Genomic DNA, 15,262 nt, shown 5'->3' on the forward strand with positions numbered 1-15,262 from the left:
AGGTTTGCTCAACACGCTTGCCGCGCATGTCCCGGCATCCGCACGATGAGATCGACCATTGATCAAGCTGCGGGCGCAAGGCATTGCGTGCGCTGGGGGAACAAAGCGGGGGAAGGGAGTCGGCAAATGCGCGCCACGGCATGGCGGAATTGGGCGGCGGGTCTGGCCACGGCGGCGCTGGTGGCTGGGCTGACGGCCTGCACGAGTGGCGGTGACGACAAGACCGGCGACAGCGGCAGCGCTGAGCCCGAGGTGAAGGGATGCGCGAACGGCACCTTCGTGTGGACCGGCGTCAAGGAGACGGACAAGCTGACCATCGTCTCCCAGCAGGAGCAGCTGGACGATGCCGGTGGAATGCTGCAGAGCAAGCTGACGCGGGTGTACGTTCCGCGCCGGTCGGTGGAGAGTGCCACCGGGCCATCCGTCTCCGCGGCGGAGGTCCTCTTCTCGCTGGGCAAGGAGATCGGTGAGATCGACACCGACGCGCGCACCTTGGCGGAGGACGTCGACTCGTACGCTTTCACCGATCTGAATGCCAAGGACTCGGGCCTGGGCAACACCACCTCCGAGATGTACGGCGCCGGAGCCTTCGTGCGCTACGCCGCGGTGCGGGAAGTGGAGGGTGACTTCAGCTACGCATGCCCCGGTGGCAAGACCGCCACAGGGCATGCGTGGAGTTGGAGGTCGGAACTCGACGGCATCCTCGACTGCCACCAGACCATTGAGGGCCAGGTCACCGGGGACGACCGTCTTGCCCGACAGGCGGCCCGGCACTCCTGCGTAGAGGGCGACCCGGCCACGAAGGGCGCGGCCTAGGGAACACGGGGCGCCTGCTCTGTGCGGGCGCCCGTCCCGGCGTCTCCGTACCAGACGATGAGACCGTGGCATGGTCAGCCCAGCAGGGCCGCGTCATACGGGCGCGCACCGGAGAAGGACCTCGCTCAGGACGGCAACGCGCTCCCCTGCGTTCCGTGCTGCCGACTCCTGCATCCGGGCGCTGGTCGGCTCCATCTCGCTGTACCAGCGCCCCCGGATGACAGCGGCCCGGAGAGAGCACCCTCGCCCCGGGCCGCGTGCCGACGTCAGCCGTGCTTGGCGCGGCTGGCCGCCCGGGCGCGCTCACGGGCGTCCAGGTTCACCTTGCGGATGCGCACGGCCTCCGGGGTCACCTCGACGCACTCGTCGTCGCGGCAGAACTCCAGGGACTGCTCCAGCGACAGCTTGCGCGGCGGCACGATCGACTCGGCCACGTCGGCCGTCGAGGACCGCATGTTGGTGAGCTTCTTCTCCTTGGTGATGTTCACGTCCATGTCGTCGGAGCGGGAGTTCTCACCGACGATCATGCCCTCGTACACCTCGGTGCCCGGCTCCACGAAGAGCACACCGCGCTCCTGAAGGTTCGTCATGGCGAACGCGGTGACGGCGCCGGAGCGGTCGGCGACCAGCGAACCGTTGTTGCGCGTCTGGAGCGTGCCGAACCAGGGCTCGTGGCCCTCGTGGATGGAGTGGGCGATACCGGTGCCGCGGGTCTGGGTCAGGAACTCGGTACGGAAGCCGATGAGACCGCGCGACGGCACCACGAACTCCATACGGACCCAGCCGGAGCCGTGGTTCGACATGTTGTCCATCCGGCCCTTGCGCACACCCATGAGCTGGGTGACGGCGCCCATGTGCTCCTCGGGCACGTCGATCGTCATGCGCTCGACCGGCTCGTAGACCTTGCCGTCGACGTCCTTGGTGACGACCTGCGGCTTGCCGACCGTCAGCTCGTACCCTTCCCGGCGCATGGTCTCGACGAGGATGGCGAGGGCCAGCTCACCGCGGCCCTGGACCTCCCAGGCGTCGGGGCGGTCGGTCTCCAGGACGCGGAGGCTGACGTTACCGATCAGCTCGCGGTCCAGGCGGTCCTTGACCTGGCGGGCGGTGACCTTGCGGTCCTTCACGGCCGCCTTGTTGTCGGCGCCCTTGCCGGTGCCGCCGCGGCCGACCAGCGGGGAGGTGTTGGTGCCGATGGTCATGGAGATCGCCGGCTCGTCCACCGTGATCAGCGGCAGCGCGACCGGGTTCTCGGTGTCGGCCAGCGTCTCGCCGATCATGATGTCGGGGATGCCGGCGACCGCGCAGATGTCACCCGGGCCCGCCTTCTCGGCCGGCTTGCGGGTGAGCGCCTCGGTCATCATCAGCTCGGAGATGCGGACGTTGGAGACCGAGCCGTCCCGCTTCATCCAGGCGACCGTCTGGCCCTTCTTCAGCTCACCCTGGTGCACGCGCAGCAGCGCGATACGGCCGAGGAAGTTGTCGGCGTCCAGGTTGGTGACGTGGGCCTGGAGCGGGGCGTCCTCGTCGTAGGACGGGGCCGGGATGGTGTCCAGGATGGTGGAGAAGAACGGCTCCAGGCTGTCGGAGTCCGCCGGGACCGTGCCGTCCTCCGGCTTGGTCAGCGAGGCGACGCCGTCACGGCCGCAGGCGTAGACGATCGGGAACTCGATCTGGTCCTCGTCGGCGTCCAGGTCCAGGAACAGGTCGTAGGTCTCGTTGACGACCTCGTCGATCCGGGAGTCCGGCCGGTCCGTCTTGTTGATGCACAGGATGATCGGCAGCCGCTGCTGGAGCGCCTTGCGCAGCACGAAACGGGTCTGCGGCAGCGGGCCCTCGGACGCGTCGACGAGCAGGACGACACCGTCGACCATCGACAGACCACGCTCGACCTCGCCGCCGAAGTCGGCGTGGCCGGGGGTGTCGATGATGTTGATGGTGATGGGGTCCCCGCCGTCCTTGGGGTGGTACTTCACCGCCGTGTTCTTGGCGAGGATCGTGATGCCCTTCTCACGCTCCAGGTCGTTCGAGTCCATCATGCGGTCGTCGACGGAGTCGAGCTGGTGGGCGGCGAAGGCACCGGCCTGCTTCAGCATGCCGTCGACGATGGTGGTCTTGCCGTGGTCGACGTGGGCGACGATGGCGACGTTACGGATGTCGTGGCGCGTGGCCATAGTGAGGCGTTCTCCCGGAGTGTAAGGATGGCCTGCGCGTACGTCCGTGTGACGCGGGCCTGCCGGGCTTGACACGCCACGGCCTCACCCCATGGTACGTGGCTCTCCGGGAACTGACTTCTGGAGGGCCGTTGCGACACCGGCTGAGGCATATGGCCGGATTCCTCGCCAACGTCGGGGCGGGGCGCCGTGGGCTCGGGGACACCCACGGCGCCCTGGGACTAGCTGGTCTCGGTTGTGCGGTCAGCCGCAGTGACCGTGCCGTACGAGGTGACCACCTTGCAGTTGGAGTACGTGCGCTTCTCCGTCACCAGGAACGTCCGCTTCTTGACACCGATCTTGTAGCGCACCGTGGAGCGCGGACCCACCACGATGGTCGTCGTCCGCCCGGCGGTGAACGTGACGCTCTTGTCGACGCTGAACGACGTCTTGGAGTTGATCTCGGCGACCACGATGCTGGCCGACGCGCTGATCTCGCCCGACACGGAGGTCGAGCGGGTCCCGCTCTGCGTGTAGGACACCGCTTCGTGGACCTGCTGGGCCGTGGTGTTGCGCACCGTTCCGCTGGCCGCGATGAACCACCAGCTGGACTGGGTCTGCGCGTAGCTACGACTCACCTGGGGGTTGCACCGCTCGGCCGCCGAGGCGGGCGCTGCCGACACTGTCAGGGCACCGCCGGAAACGGCCAAGGCGGTGGCCAGCGCCACTCCTGCCGCGCGCATCTTCTGCATTCTGTCTTCCCTCCGTTTATGTGGTACTGGGCACGCTGACCGCCCTGTTCGTCGACTGGTCGGGTCGAGAGGGCGTGCGCGTGGGACTGCCTGTCTCGCGGTACGTGACCGGCGGGGTTCCCGCAGTCGTCCCCGGACGGGCATGAAGAGGATCTCCGGCCGCCCGTCCCGGGCGCACGGGGCGGATGTCCCGACTTTGTCCTGGTGCCGGGCGAGAGCCGTGGGACTCGGTGAGTGAGCGTCCGGAAGCCGAGTCAGTAGGCCAGCCCGAATCCCGCTTCCCGCGCGCGCACCACAGCCTGGGTCCGGCTGCTCGCCCCGATCTTGCCGAGGATGGCGGAGACGTGGTTGCGCACGGTCTTGTCGGCCAGCGTCAGGCAACGCGCGATGCGCCGGTTGTCGTACCCTCTCGCGACGAGTTCGAGGACCTCCAGTTCCCGCCGCGTCAACGCCGACCGCAGGCCCGGCCCGGCGGGCCGATCCGTGGCCCGCAACAGTCCGGCCATGAGCTGTGCTGCCGCATGGCCCACGACCATGGATCCGTCGGCGATCGCTTTCACCGCGCCGACGACCTCCGTCGTGTCCGTGGACTTCGCCACATACCCGCGGACTCCCGCCGCAAGCGCCGAGCGCAGTAGCGTGGCGTCCTCGCAGCGCCGGGTCGTCGCCAGGATTCCCCCCACTCCGATCTCGCCCACGAGGGACTTGCACATGTCGAGCGCGGCGACGCCAGGCCAGTCCATGTCCATGACGACAACGTCCGGGAACGACGCGGTGACCAGAGGGATCGCCCGTTCGAGCGCTCCGGTCTCCGCGACGACCTCGATGGCGCCATCGGTCAACGCCGAGCGGATGTCCCGCCGCAGCAGCGGATCCTGCTGCACGAGGACGACCCGGAGCGCACCGCGGTCATTCGGGTACTTGACCATGAATACACCTCCATGTGTTCTGCGTCGGCAGCATGTGAGTCGTGCGCTAGCGGATGGCTAGCGTGGTGGCCACGAAGCGGGAGCGGGACCCTTCCTTATTGGGTGGCACGGGCACTGCCGTCCTGCGAGCATCTGCGGATGCTCGTACTCGTCGACGATCTTGGCCACCTCTCCTACACCGTCGCCGGCGACGGACCGCCCGTCGTGCTCGTGCACGCCGGTGTCGCTGACCACCGCATGTGGGACGCGGTCGTCCCCGCCCTCGCTGAACGGCACACAGTCATCCGGTACGACTTGCGTGGCTTCGGCGAGTCCGCACCCCCGACCGGGCCGTTCAGCGAGACCGACGACCTGCGCCGCCTCCTGGACCACCTGGGCCACGAACGTGTACAGCTTGTGGGCGCCTCCTGGGGAGGCCGCGTGGCCGTGGACTTCACGCTCACCCACCCGGGCCGGGTGCACTCCCTGACGCTGCTCGCCCCGCCGTGGCCGGGATACCACTGGTCTGCGGAAATGGTCGCGTACGACGAAGCCGAAACGGCGGCCCTGGCCGCGGGCGACCTGGAGGCCGCCATCCGTGTGAACCTGGACATGTGGTTGCGCGGGCCTGCTCGCAGGTGGGACGACGTTGCCGCGGGAACGGCCGACCAACTCCGCGGCCCGCTCCGGACGTCGCTGGTTAACCAAGGCATCGTGGACAAGCACTCGCAGGGCGGCGCCGCCGGTGACATCGCCCTCATCTCAGTCCCCACGCTGGTGGGGATCGGCAGGCTCGACGTCGCCGACTTCCAGGACATCGGCCGCCGGTACGCCACGGAGATCCCCAACGCCACTCTGGTCGAGTTCGCTACCGCTGCTCACCTCATCGCACTGGACGCGCCCACCGAACTCGCCTCGGTACTAGGCCCGTTCCTCGCCCGTTAGTACCGGTCCGCGCTCTGCCGCGCATACGATGAGGGCTGCGGGGGCGGAGGGACGCACGGGTGTTTGAGTACCGGATTCTGGGACCGCTGGACGCGCGCTGGGCTGGGGAGCTCCTGCCGATCACGGCCCCCAAGGAACGAGACCTGCTGGCCCTGCTGCTGCTCAGGGCAGACCGAACGGTTTTTGTGGATGAGCTGATCGACGGCCTGTGGGGGAACAAACCGCCCGCGACGGCCCGCACCACCCTGCAGAACTACGTCAAGCGGCTGCGTCAAGGCATGCACACCGTGAGCGGGGATCAGGTGGCGATCGCCACTCGCTCCGGCGGCTACATGCTCCGGCTGGACAACGCCTCACTCGACCTCACGGAGTTCGAGCGGCTCACCCACCGCGCTGCAGAGGCCAGGCAACGCGGAGAGGTCGCCGCCGCCTCGGCTCGGCTGCGAGCGGCACTGGCGCTGTGGCGGGGCGATGCGCTGGCCGACAGCCGCGCGGAACACCTTGTCCACGTCGAGGCACCCCGGCTCAACGACGCCCGTATGTTCGTTTTCGAGCAGTGGGTCGACGCGGAGCTGAGGCTCGGGCGTCACGCGGAAGTCGTAGCCGACCTCTTTTCCCAGATCGCCGGCCATCCGCTGCGCGAGCGTTTGTATGTGCGACTCTTGGTCGCCCTCTACCGATCCGGTCGCCGCTATGACGCACTGGCGGCCTATCAGCAGGCGCGGCACCGGCTGATCCGGGACATCGGCTTGGAGCCCGGTGCCGAACTCGCGGCCACGCATCGGCGGATCCTGGCGGACGACGCGTCTCTGCTGGAGCCGGGAGGCTGCTTCGAGGACCGGGAGGACGTGTCGGGGGGCCGCTCACCCATGGAGGGCGCCGGGTGGGTCCTGCCCGCCCAACTGCCCCCGTCGAGCCCGGCCTTCACCGGACGTGAAGGGGCTGTGCGGCGCCTGGACATGGTGCTTCCGAACCGTCGAGACGTTTCATCGGGGGCGGTCGCGATCGGCCTTGTCACCGGGCAGGCGGGTGTGGGCAAGACGGCACTCGCCGTCCACTGGGGGCACGCACGCCGCGACCACTTCCCTGACGGACAGCTGTACGCCAACCTGCATGGCTACGACAGCGGTCGGCCGGCCCGGCCCATCGACGTCCTGAGCGAGTTCCTCCGCGCGTTCGGGGTTCAGGCCCAGCGCGTTCCCGCCGAGGAGGAAAGCGCTGCCGCCCTGTACCGGTCCCTGTGCGCGGACAGGCAATTACTTGTGGTTCTCGACAACGCCCGCTCCGCCGCGCAGGTCCGGCCGCTCCTTCCCGGCAGTAGCGGCTGTCTGGTCCTGGTGACCAGCCGTGACGCCCTCGGCGGACTTGTCGCCCGGGACGGCGCCGTACCCGTAGCACTGGACGTGCTGGAGCCCGCGGAAGCGGAGCAGTTCCTGGCCAAGGTGGTCGGCACCGCGAGGGTACGAGCCGAACCCGAAGCTGTGACGGCCCTCACGTCCGCCTGCGCCTGTCTGCCGCTCGCCGTCGGTGTCATGGCGGCGGACCTGGTCCTCCACCCGAACCGGACCCTCGCTGACCAGGTGGCCCGCCTCGGCGGTGACCGACTGGCCGCGCTACGGATGGAGGGAGACGAGCAGAGCGCCGTCCGGGCGGTGCTGGACGCGTCGTACACAGCTCTGGGGGCCGCGGCCGCTCGTATGTTCCGTCTGCTCGGCCTGATACCTGGAGCCGACATCCCCTTGCCTGCGGCGGCGGCGCTCGCAGCCACGTCTGCAACGGAAGCGGCCGATCTGCTTCAGCAGCTGACGCGCACCTATCTTCTGGACGACAGCGCCCCGGGTCGCTACACGTTTCATGACCTATTGCGAGCTTATGCCCGGGAGTGTGCGTATCTGCATGACAGCGAGGCCGAGCGCACGGCTGCCCTGGTACGGCTGCACCAGTGGTATTTGGCATCGGTCGACGCCGCCGTTGGCGTGTATCTCCCCGAGGCACTGCGCCTGCCGGTCGAGAAGTCGGACGCCGGACTTGCCTTCGCCGACGCCGGTGCGGCCCTGGAGTGGCTGGACGGCGAGCGGGCGAACATCGTCGCCGTGGTGCGACACGCCGCGGAACACGGCTCCTTGGGGATCGCCTGGACGCTCGCCGACGCCATACGTCCCTACATGATGCAGCGCGCACATGCCAGCGACTGGATCGAGGTGGCGTCCGCGGGCCTCGCTGCGGCGGAGGCCGACGGCAGCCTGACCGGCCAGGCAGCGGCCCACCGAAGCCTGTCGAGTGCCCACTTGAACCAGAGTGACTACGAGGACAGCAAGAGGCACGATCTGAGAGCCCTGGATCTCTATCACCGGACGGGTGCGACCCAGGGCCAGGCCGCGACACTCAACAGTCTGGCGCTGACCTCCTGGTATACGGGTTGTTTGCAGGACGCCCTCGTCTATGGCGAGCGGAGTGTGAACACCGCACGCCGGGCGGGCTTCCGGGTCGGGGAGGCCATCACCCTGGGCAACGTCGGTGCCATTTTGTGCGAGATGGGACGGCTGGCCGACGCGCAGGCACGCCTCATCGAGACTCTGGCCTTGTGCGCTGACCTGAGTCCCGGCGTACCGACTCTTGCAGCCATCACCCGACGCAACCTGGGAGTGGTGCTGCATGAGCGGGGGCGGGCCCTCGATGCGGTCGCGGCACTGACGGAGGCGGCCGAGATGCAGCAGGACCGGAGCAGCCACATCGATCTCGCTTACACCCTGTTCTGGCTGACCGTCGCCTCGCTCCAGTCCGGGGACCGGGCCGGGGCCCTGGAGTACATCGAGCGGGCGTCCGCGTTGAAGACGAGCGACACGCGTGCCGAGTCCGACCTGCACACCGCGCGGGCCCTGCTCTCGCACAGCGTCGGCAACCACGGCAGTGCGGTGCAGCGTTTCGAGGAGGCACTGGCACTGGCGCGCCGCTGCGGAGCGCGCACTCAGGAACTGCGCGCACTGAACGGTCTGGCCGGCAGCAACCTGCGTCTGGGCAGGCTCGCCGAGGCCCGCGCCTGTGCGGAGAACGCGAAGGCGATAGCGGAGGCCGGAGGGTATGTCCTCTTCCATGCCCAGGCATTGATCCTCCTGGCGGAGGCCGAACTCGCGGAGGAGCGGCCGGCGGGCGCCGCCCGGCTGGCGGAGCAGGCGCTCGCGTTCTGCTCTGCCAGCGATCAGCCTATGGGCAGGGCCGACGCCCTTCGCGTCCTCGGGCACGCGCGGCGGGCCTTGGGGGAGCCGGAGGCGTCTCTGCGAGCCTGGCAGGAGGCATTGGCCACCTATGAGGAGACGGGCGCTGCCCGCGCGTCCGAGACTCGTGCGCTGCTGTCAGGGGCGAACGGATCATGGACAGAGAGACGACACAGGGAAAACCCTTCATCCTGACCCAGGGGCCTTCGATTCTGCCTGGTCCGCACTAGTCTGCTGGTCGTGTGGGGACTTCTGCCCGCTTCGTCGTGCCGTGCCTGGGCGGCAGGCACTCGACGGCTTCATCCGCAACTGGTTTTTCTGCCCGGCGTCCGAAATGCGGACACCGGGTACCGGAAGTTGTGTAACAAGTCCGTTTCGCAGGGATCTTTCGGCAAACTGTTTGTCCGGATTTTGGAAGAAGTACGCGCCAGGTGTGATCGAACCGAGACCTTGGGGGTGTGGTTCGGTCACCGTCCATGGCAGATAGTTAGGCGCGTAGAGCTCGGGGAAGGGGTTGCGCGTCGCAGGGGGCGGCGGCGGCTCGCGAGCGTGGGGGTACGGGACTTTCTCTCCGTCGTTGGTGTCGGTGGTGTGTCCAGTACTCCGTCATGCAGTGAACAACTGGACTCATGAGGAGGAAACCCATGCGCGGTGCCAAGAGCGCCAAGTGGGTCGCGGGTGCCATCGTCGTCGCCTTGGGCGTCAGCGCCTGCAGCAGTGGCAGTGGAGACGACAAGAAGGACACGGGCAAGGGAGGCGGATTCAGCCTGGACATCGCCGAGCCCAAGCGGCTGGTGCCCCAGGCCGCCACCGAGTCGTCCGGTTCGCAGGTGCTGTCGGGTCTTTTCACGCCGCTCGTCGAGTTCGACGCCGACAACCAGCCTGTGCTGGCCGCCGCAGAGTCCATCGAGAGCCCGGACAACAAGGTTTGGACGATCAAGCTTAAGGACGCCACCTGGCACGACGGCAAGCCCGTTACCGCCAAGGACTACGTCGCGGCGTGGAACTGGGGGGCCTACGGACCCAACGCGGCCGACGGCAACTACTTCTTCGGGACCATTGAGGGCTACGAGGACATGAACCCCGTGGACCCCGATGGCGAGGAGGGCCCGAAGAAGGCCCCTGAGCCGAAGGCGAAGGAACTCTCCGGGCTCAAGGCAGTCGATGACAAGACCATCCAGGTCACGCTGTCCGCGCCGTTCTCCGGTTTCAAGTCGGTACTCGGTTACACGGTGTTCTACCCGATGCCGGAGTCGGCCGTCAGCGGCGACCTGAAGGCATACGAGGAAGCTCCCATCGGCCAGGGCCCGTTCCAGATGGACGGCACTTGGCAGCACGACAAGACCATCAAGGTCAAGGCGTACGCCGACTACAAGCTTGGTGCCAAGCCCAAGGTCGACAGTGTCGAGTTCCGCATCTACCAGAGCCAGGAGACGGCGTACAACGACCTTCTGGCCAACAACCTGGATGTCGTGACCCAGATACCGACCGAGGTCATGGGCACGGCCCCGACCGAGCTGGGTGACCGGTTCAAGAGCTCCGAGGCGTCCACCTTCCAGTTCGTCGCCTTCCCGACGTACGACAAGAAGTACAGCGACCCGCGCATCCGTAAGGCCATTTCGATGGCCATCGACCGCGAAGAGATCATCAAGGTCGTCTTCCAGGACTCGCAGGCCGTTGCCGACGCCTTCGTCTCGCCGGTCGTGGGCGGCTACCGCGAGGGCGCGTGCGGTGACGCGTGCAAGTTCGACCCCGCGGCGGCCAAGAAGCTGCTGGCCGAGGCCGGCGGCATCGACGGCAACACGATCAACATTGGTTACAACGCCGACGGCGGCCACGACCAGTGGATCAACGCCACCTGTGACCAGCTGAAGAAGAACCTCGGCATCAAGTGTGCGGGCCAGCCGGTGCCGAAGTTCTCCGAGCTGCTGACCCAGGTCGAGAACAAGAAGTTCTCCGGCATGTTCCGGATGGGCTGGATCATGGACTACCCGTCCATGGAGAACTACCTCGGCCCGCTGTACAGCACCAACGGTTCCTCCAACTACTACGGCTACAGCAACAAGGACTTCGACAAGCTGGTCCAGGAGGGCCGCGAGGCGAAGACCGAGGAAGAGGCCATCGCCAAGTGGCAGGCGGCTGAGGACATTCTCGTCAAGGACATGCCGGTGATCCCGCTGCGCTTCGGCAAGAACGTCTTCGGCTACTCGACCAACGTCAAGAACGTCGAGATGAACCTGTTCAACCAGGTAGAGCTCGCCAAGGTCGAGAAGGCCTGAACAGACTCAGCGGCTGGGTCACACAGAGATAACACGGGAAGCTGACGACGGAGACGGCCTGCGCCGCCTCCGTCGTTCCCGCGAGGAGGAATCATGGGCCGCTACGTCGCAAGACGGCTGCTCCAGATGATCCCGGTCATCATCGGGACCACCTTTCTGATCTTCGCTCTTGTCACCGCCATGGGCGGCGATCCGGTACAGAACCTGTACGGAGAGCGACCAGTTCCAGAAAGCATCAGAACCGCGCTGACAGCGCAGTACCACCTGAACGATGCCCTTCCGGTCCGCTACTGGTACTACCTGACGGACCTGTTGCAGGGTGACTTCGGGACCAGTCTCAGCGGCAGCCGGCCCATCAGCGAGATGATCGCCGAGGCATGGCCGGAGACCCTCCGTGTCGCCGGTATCGCCTTTGCCTTCGAGATGGTCGTGGGCATCGCAGCCGGTGTCGTGGCCGGTATGCGGCGGGGCAAGTTCCTGGACACCCTCGTCCTGATGTCCACCCTGACGGTCATCGCCGTGCCCATCTTCGTCCTCGGCGTCTCCGCTCAGATCTTTCTTGGTGTCAAGGCCGGCATCTTCCCGGTCGCCGGCACACTCGAAGGATTCAAGAGCTACCTGCTTCCCGGCCTGGTGCTCGGGTCTGTCTCCCTCGCGTACATCGCCCGGTTGGCACGGGCGTCCGTGGCGGAGAACCTGCGCATGGACTATGTGCGCACGGCCAAAGCCAAGGGACTGCCGCCGTTTCGCATCACCGGCGTACATGTGCTGCGCAACTCGCTCATTCCGGTGGTCACTTACCTGGGTGCCGATCTGGGGACCCTGATGGGCGGTGCCATCGTCACCGAGCGGATCTTCAACATTCCCGGCGTGGGCTACAACCTGTTCAAGGCGATTCAGATCGAGGACGGCCCTGCCCTGGTCGGCTTCGTCACGCTTCTGGTCATCGTCTATGTGGTGATGGCCCTCGTCGTGGACCTGCTGTACGCCGTGCTCGACCCGAGGATTCGCTATGAGTGACGCAACGAAGACCACTGTCACCGCCGAGCCGGCTGAGCAGACGGCTTCCACGGCGGTCGGTGCCCCCACGGCCACCGGTGCCGAACCGGACAAGCCCAGGAGCCTGTTCAAGGACGCCGTTCGTGACCTGATCCGGCGTCCGCTGTTTCTCATACCGTCCGGCATCATTCTGTTGCTCGTTGTCATGGCGATTGCACCGAGCCTGTTCACCAGCGCTGATCCGCAGCTGTGTGAACTGTCCAAGTCGCTCCAGGAGCCCAGCGGGGACGCCTGGTTCGGTTACGACGCCCGTGGCTGCGACGTGTACGCGCGGACCGTCTACGGCACCCGCACGTCGATCACCGTCGGCGTGTTGGCCACCCTGGGATCGGCATTCATCGCCCTGGTCCTCGGCCTGGTGTCCGGCTACTACGGGAAGTGGCTCGACTCGATCATCTCCCGCGGTATCGACATCGTCATGGGAGTCCCCTTCCTCGTGGGTGCCATCGTCATCCTCAACAGCTTCCGCGACGAGGACGGCATGCGTATCGGCGGTATCTGGGGCGTGCTGACCGCTCTCACCCTGCTGGGCTGGATGAGCATGGCGCGCGTGATGCGCTCCACGGTGATCCAGGGCAAGGAAGCCGACTACGTCACCGCTGCCCGGTCTCTCGGCGCGTCGACCCCCCGGCTGATGTTCCGGCACGTCCTGCCGAACGCGCTGACCCCGCTGATCGTGCTGTCGACCATCTCACTGGGTGTCACGATCTCGGCTGAGGCCACGCTGAGCTTCCTGGGCGTCGGTATTCAGGAGCCGACGATCTCGTGGGGCGTCATGATCAACCAGTCATTGGGCCGGATCCGTGAGGCCCTGCACCCCCTGCTCTTTCCGGCCGGTTTCGTCAGCGTGACAGTGCTGGCGTTCATCATGCTCGGCGACGCTGTGCGCGACGCCCTCGACCCCAAGCTGCGCTGAGGGAGGCGTACGTGACTCTCATCGACAAGAAGGCGGACGCCTCCGATCTCATGCCGGAGGAGTCGGATGCTCCGTTGTTGGAAGTGCGGGATCTGCATGTGGAGTTCCACACGCGGGACGGCATCGCCAAGGCGGTCAACGGCGTCAACTACACCGTCAATGCAGGGGAGACCCTCGCGGTACTCGGCGAGTCGGGCTCCGGTAAGTCCGTGACCGCGCAGGCGATCATGGGCATTCTCGACATGCCGCCCGGCCGCATTCCCAAGGGCCAGATTCTCTTCCACGGACAGGACATGCTGGCCATGCAGGAGGACGAGCGTCGGAGGATCCGCGGCCGCCGCATCGCCATGATTTTCCAGGACGCGCTCTCCGCGCTGAACCCTGTTCTGAGCGTGGGGTACCAGCTCGGCGAGATGTTCCGCGTGCACGAGGGCGTCTCCAAGAAGGAGGCCAAGGCCAAGGCAATCGAAATGATGGAGAGGGTGAGGATTCCGGCGGCTGCGGCACGCGTCAACGACTACCCGCACCAGTTCTCCGGGGGCATGCGCCAGCGCATCATGATCGCCATGGCACTGTCCTTGGAGCCGGATCTGATCATCGCCGACGAACCCACCACGGCCCTCGACGTGACGGTTCAGGCCCAGGTGATGGACCTGCTCGCGGAGCTCCAGCGCGAGTACAACATGGGACTGATCCTCATCACCCACGACCTCGGAGTCGTCGCCGACGTCGCGGACAAGATCGCGGTGATGTACGCGGGCCGGATCGTCGAGAACGCCCCGGTGCACGAGCTCTACAAGCGTCCGGCCCACCCGTACACCAAGGGTCTGCTGGACTCGATCCCGCGCCTGGACCAGAAGGGCCAGGAGCTGTACGCGATCAAGGGTCTGCCGCCCAACCTGCTGCGGATCCCTGGAGGCTGTGCCTTCAACCCGCGCTGTTCCCTGGCGCAGGACGTCTGCCGCACCGATGTTCCGCAGTTGGTGCCGGTGACCGAACGGGACGGGACCGAACTACCCGGCCGTGCGAGCGCGTGCCACCACTGGAAGGAGACGATCCATGGCTGAACTCAGCAAGCAGGACGCGGCTGTGGACGTCGACGCCACGGCAGCCGTCCAGGCGGAACCCTCCGAGGACGGTCGGCGAGGTGAGCCCATCCTGACGGTGCGGAACCTGGTCAAACATTTTCCGCTGACCACGGGCATTCTCTTCAAGCGGCAGATCGGCGCTGTCAAGGCCGTGGACGGCATCTCCTTCGATCTCTACCAGGGCGAGACCCTGGGCATCGTCGGGGAGTCCGGCTGCGGCAAGTCGACCGTGGCCAAGCTGCTGATGATGCTCGAGACCCCCACCGCCGGTGAGATTTTCTACAAGGGCCAGGACATCACCAAGCTGTCCGGGCGTGCCCTGAAGGCGGTCCGCCGCAACATCCAGATGGTGTTCCAGGACCCCTACACCTCGCTCAACCCGCGGATGACCGTCGGCGACATCATCGGCGAGCCGTACGAGATCCACCCGGAGGTCGCGCCCAAGGGCGACCGGCGCCGCAAGGTCCAGGAGCTGCTGGACGTCGTCGGTCTCAACCCGGAGTACATCAACCGCTACCCGCACCAGTTCTCCGGCGGCCAGCGCCAGCGCATCGGCATCGCCCGCGGCCTGGCCCTGAACCCCGAGATCATCATCTGCGACGAGCCGGTCTCCGCCCTGGACGTCTCCGTCCAGGCGCAGGTCATCAACCTGATGGAGCGACTGCAGGACGAGTTCAACCTGTCCTACATCTTCATCGCGCACGACCTGTCGATCGTCCGGCACATCTCGGACCGGGTGGGGGTCATGTACCTCGGCAAGATGGCCGAGATCGGCACCGACGAGCAGATCTACGACCACCCGACGCACCCCTACACCCAGGCGCTGCTGTCGGCGGTCCCGGTGCCCGACCCGGAGGCCCGCGACAACCGCGAGCGCATCATCCTCACCGGTGACGTGCCCTCCCCGGCCAACCCGCCGTCCGGCTGCCGCTTCCGTACGCGCTGCTGGAAGGCGCAGGACAAGTGCGCCGAGGAGGTCCCGCTGCTGGCGGTGCCCGAGCGGTTCAAGGGCTCGGACAGCCCGGCGGCGCATGAGTCGGCCTGCCACTTCGCGGAGGAGAAGGACGTCGTGCACGCGTAGCCTGCGGCGGCTTGGCCGTTGTTCCCGGTGCCCCTTGCTTTCAGGGGTGC

The 15,262-nt window shown here is 67.0% G+C and carries 11 protein-coding genes; 8 read left to right on the top strand and 3 right to left on the bottom strand.

Annotation, left to right across the window (positions count from 1 at the left end; all coding sequences use genetic code 11):
- Window positions 1-126 precede the first annotated feature (126 nt).
- Window positions 127-816, top strand: coding sequence for a hypothetical protein (locus tag ACH5AC_RS02365; RefSeq protein WP_398859681.1), 690 nt, complete (start codon window positions 127-129; stop codon window positions 814-816).
- A 266-nt stretch (window positions 817-1,082) separates the two neighbouring features.
- On the opposite strand, the gene typA is transcribed toward ACH5AC_RS02365, so the two are convergent.
- From typA to ACH5AC_RS02380, 3 genes are all read right to left on the bottom strand, one after another.
- Complete coding sequence (gene typA, locus ACH5AC_RS02370; RefSeq protein WP_398859682.1) at window positions 1,083-2,990, bottom strand: translational GTPase TypA; 1,908 nt, start codon at window positions 2,988-2,990, stop codon at window positions 1,083-1,085.
- Window positions 2,991-3,211: 221 nt separating this feature from the next.
- Window positions 3,212-3,721: a hypothetical protein gene (locus tag ACH5AC_RS02375; RefSeq protein ID WP_398859684.1), complete on the bottom strand. Its 510-nt coding sequence runs from the start codon at window positions 3,719-3,721 to the stop codon at window positions 3,212-3,214.
- A gap of 254 nt (window positions 3,722-3,975) precedes the next feature.
- A complete protein-coding gene (locus ACH5AC_RS02380) occupies window positions 3,976-4,650 on the bottom strand; it encodes a LuxR C-terminal-related transcriptional regulator (RefSeq protein WP_398859685.1) in 675 nt (224 codons plus the stop codon).
- Between the two features lie 102 nt (window positions 4,651-4,752).
- Between ACH5AC_RS02380 and ACH5AC_RS02385 the strand changes: the two genes are divergently transcribed.
- The 7 genes from ACH5AC_RS02385 (at window position 4,753) to ACH5AC_RS02415 (ending at window position 15,212) form a co-directional block, all read left to right on the top strand.
- A complete protein-coding gene (locus tag ACH5AC_RS02385) occupies window positions 4,753-5,574 on the top strand; it encodes an alpha/beta fold hydrolase (RefSeq protein WP_398859687.1) in 822 nt (273 codons plus the stop codon).
- Window positions 5,575-5,633: 59 nt separating this feature from the next.
- Window positions 5,634-8,984, top strand: coding sequence for an AfsR/SARP family transcriptional regulator (locus tag ACH5AC_RS02390; protein WP_398859688.1), 3,351 nt, complete (start codon window positions 5,634-5,636; stop codon window positions 8,982-8,984).
- A 449-nt stretch (window positions 8,985-9,433) separates the two neighbouring features.
- On the top strand, window positions 9,434-11,068 hold the full coding sequence (locus ACH5AC_RS02395; protein WP_398859689.1) for an ABC transporter substrate-binding protein: 1,635 nt from the start codon (window positions 9,434-9,436) through the stop codon (window positions 11,066-11,068).
- Window positions 11,069-11,161: 93 nt separating this feature from the next.
- Entirely contained in the window at window positions 11,162-12,088 is a 927-nt protein-coding gene (locus ACH5AC_RS02400) for an ABC transporter permease (RefSeq protein WP_398859690.1), read from the top strand.
- A complete protein-coding gene (locus ACH5AC_RS02405) occupies window positions 12,081-13,043 on the top strand; it encodes an ABC transporter permease (protein ID WP_398859691.1) in 963 nt (320 codons plus the stop codon). The genes ACH5AC_RS02400 and ACH5AC_RS02405 overlap by 8 nt, the downstream gene beginning before the upstream one ends.
- A gap of 11 nt (window positions 13,044-13,054) precedes the next feature.
- Window positions 13,055-14,110 carry an ABC transporter ATP-binding protein gene (locus ACH5AC_RS02410; RefSeq protein ID WP_398859692.1) on the top strand — a complete coding sequence of 352 codons (1,056 nt, stop codon included), beginning with the start codon at window positions 13,055-13,057 and terminating at the stop codon, window positions 14,108-14,110.
- A complete protein-coding gene (locus tag ACH5AC_RS02415) occupies window positions 14,103-15,212 on the top strand; it encodes an ABC transporter ATP-binding protein (protein WP_398859693.1) in 1,110 nt (369 codons plus the stop codon). The genes ACH5AC_RS02410 and ACH5AC_RS02415 overlap by 8 nt, the downstream gene beginning before the upstream one ends.
- Window positions 15,213-15,262: the final 50 nt, after the last annotated feature.

Origin of the sequence: Streptomyces sp. NPDC018693, assembly GCF_044391385.1 — a bacterium.
In the GTDB taxonomy this organism is placed as follows: domain Bacteria; phylum Actinomycetota; class Actinomycetes; order Streptomycetales; family Streptomycetaceae; genus Streptomyces.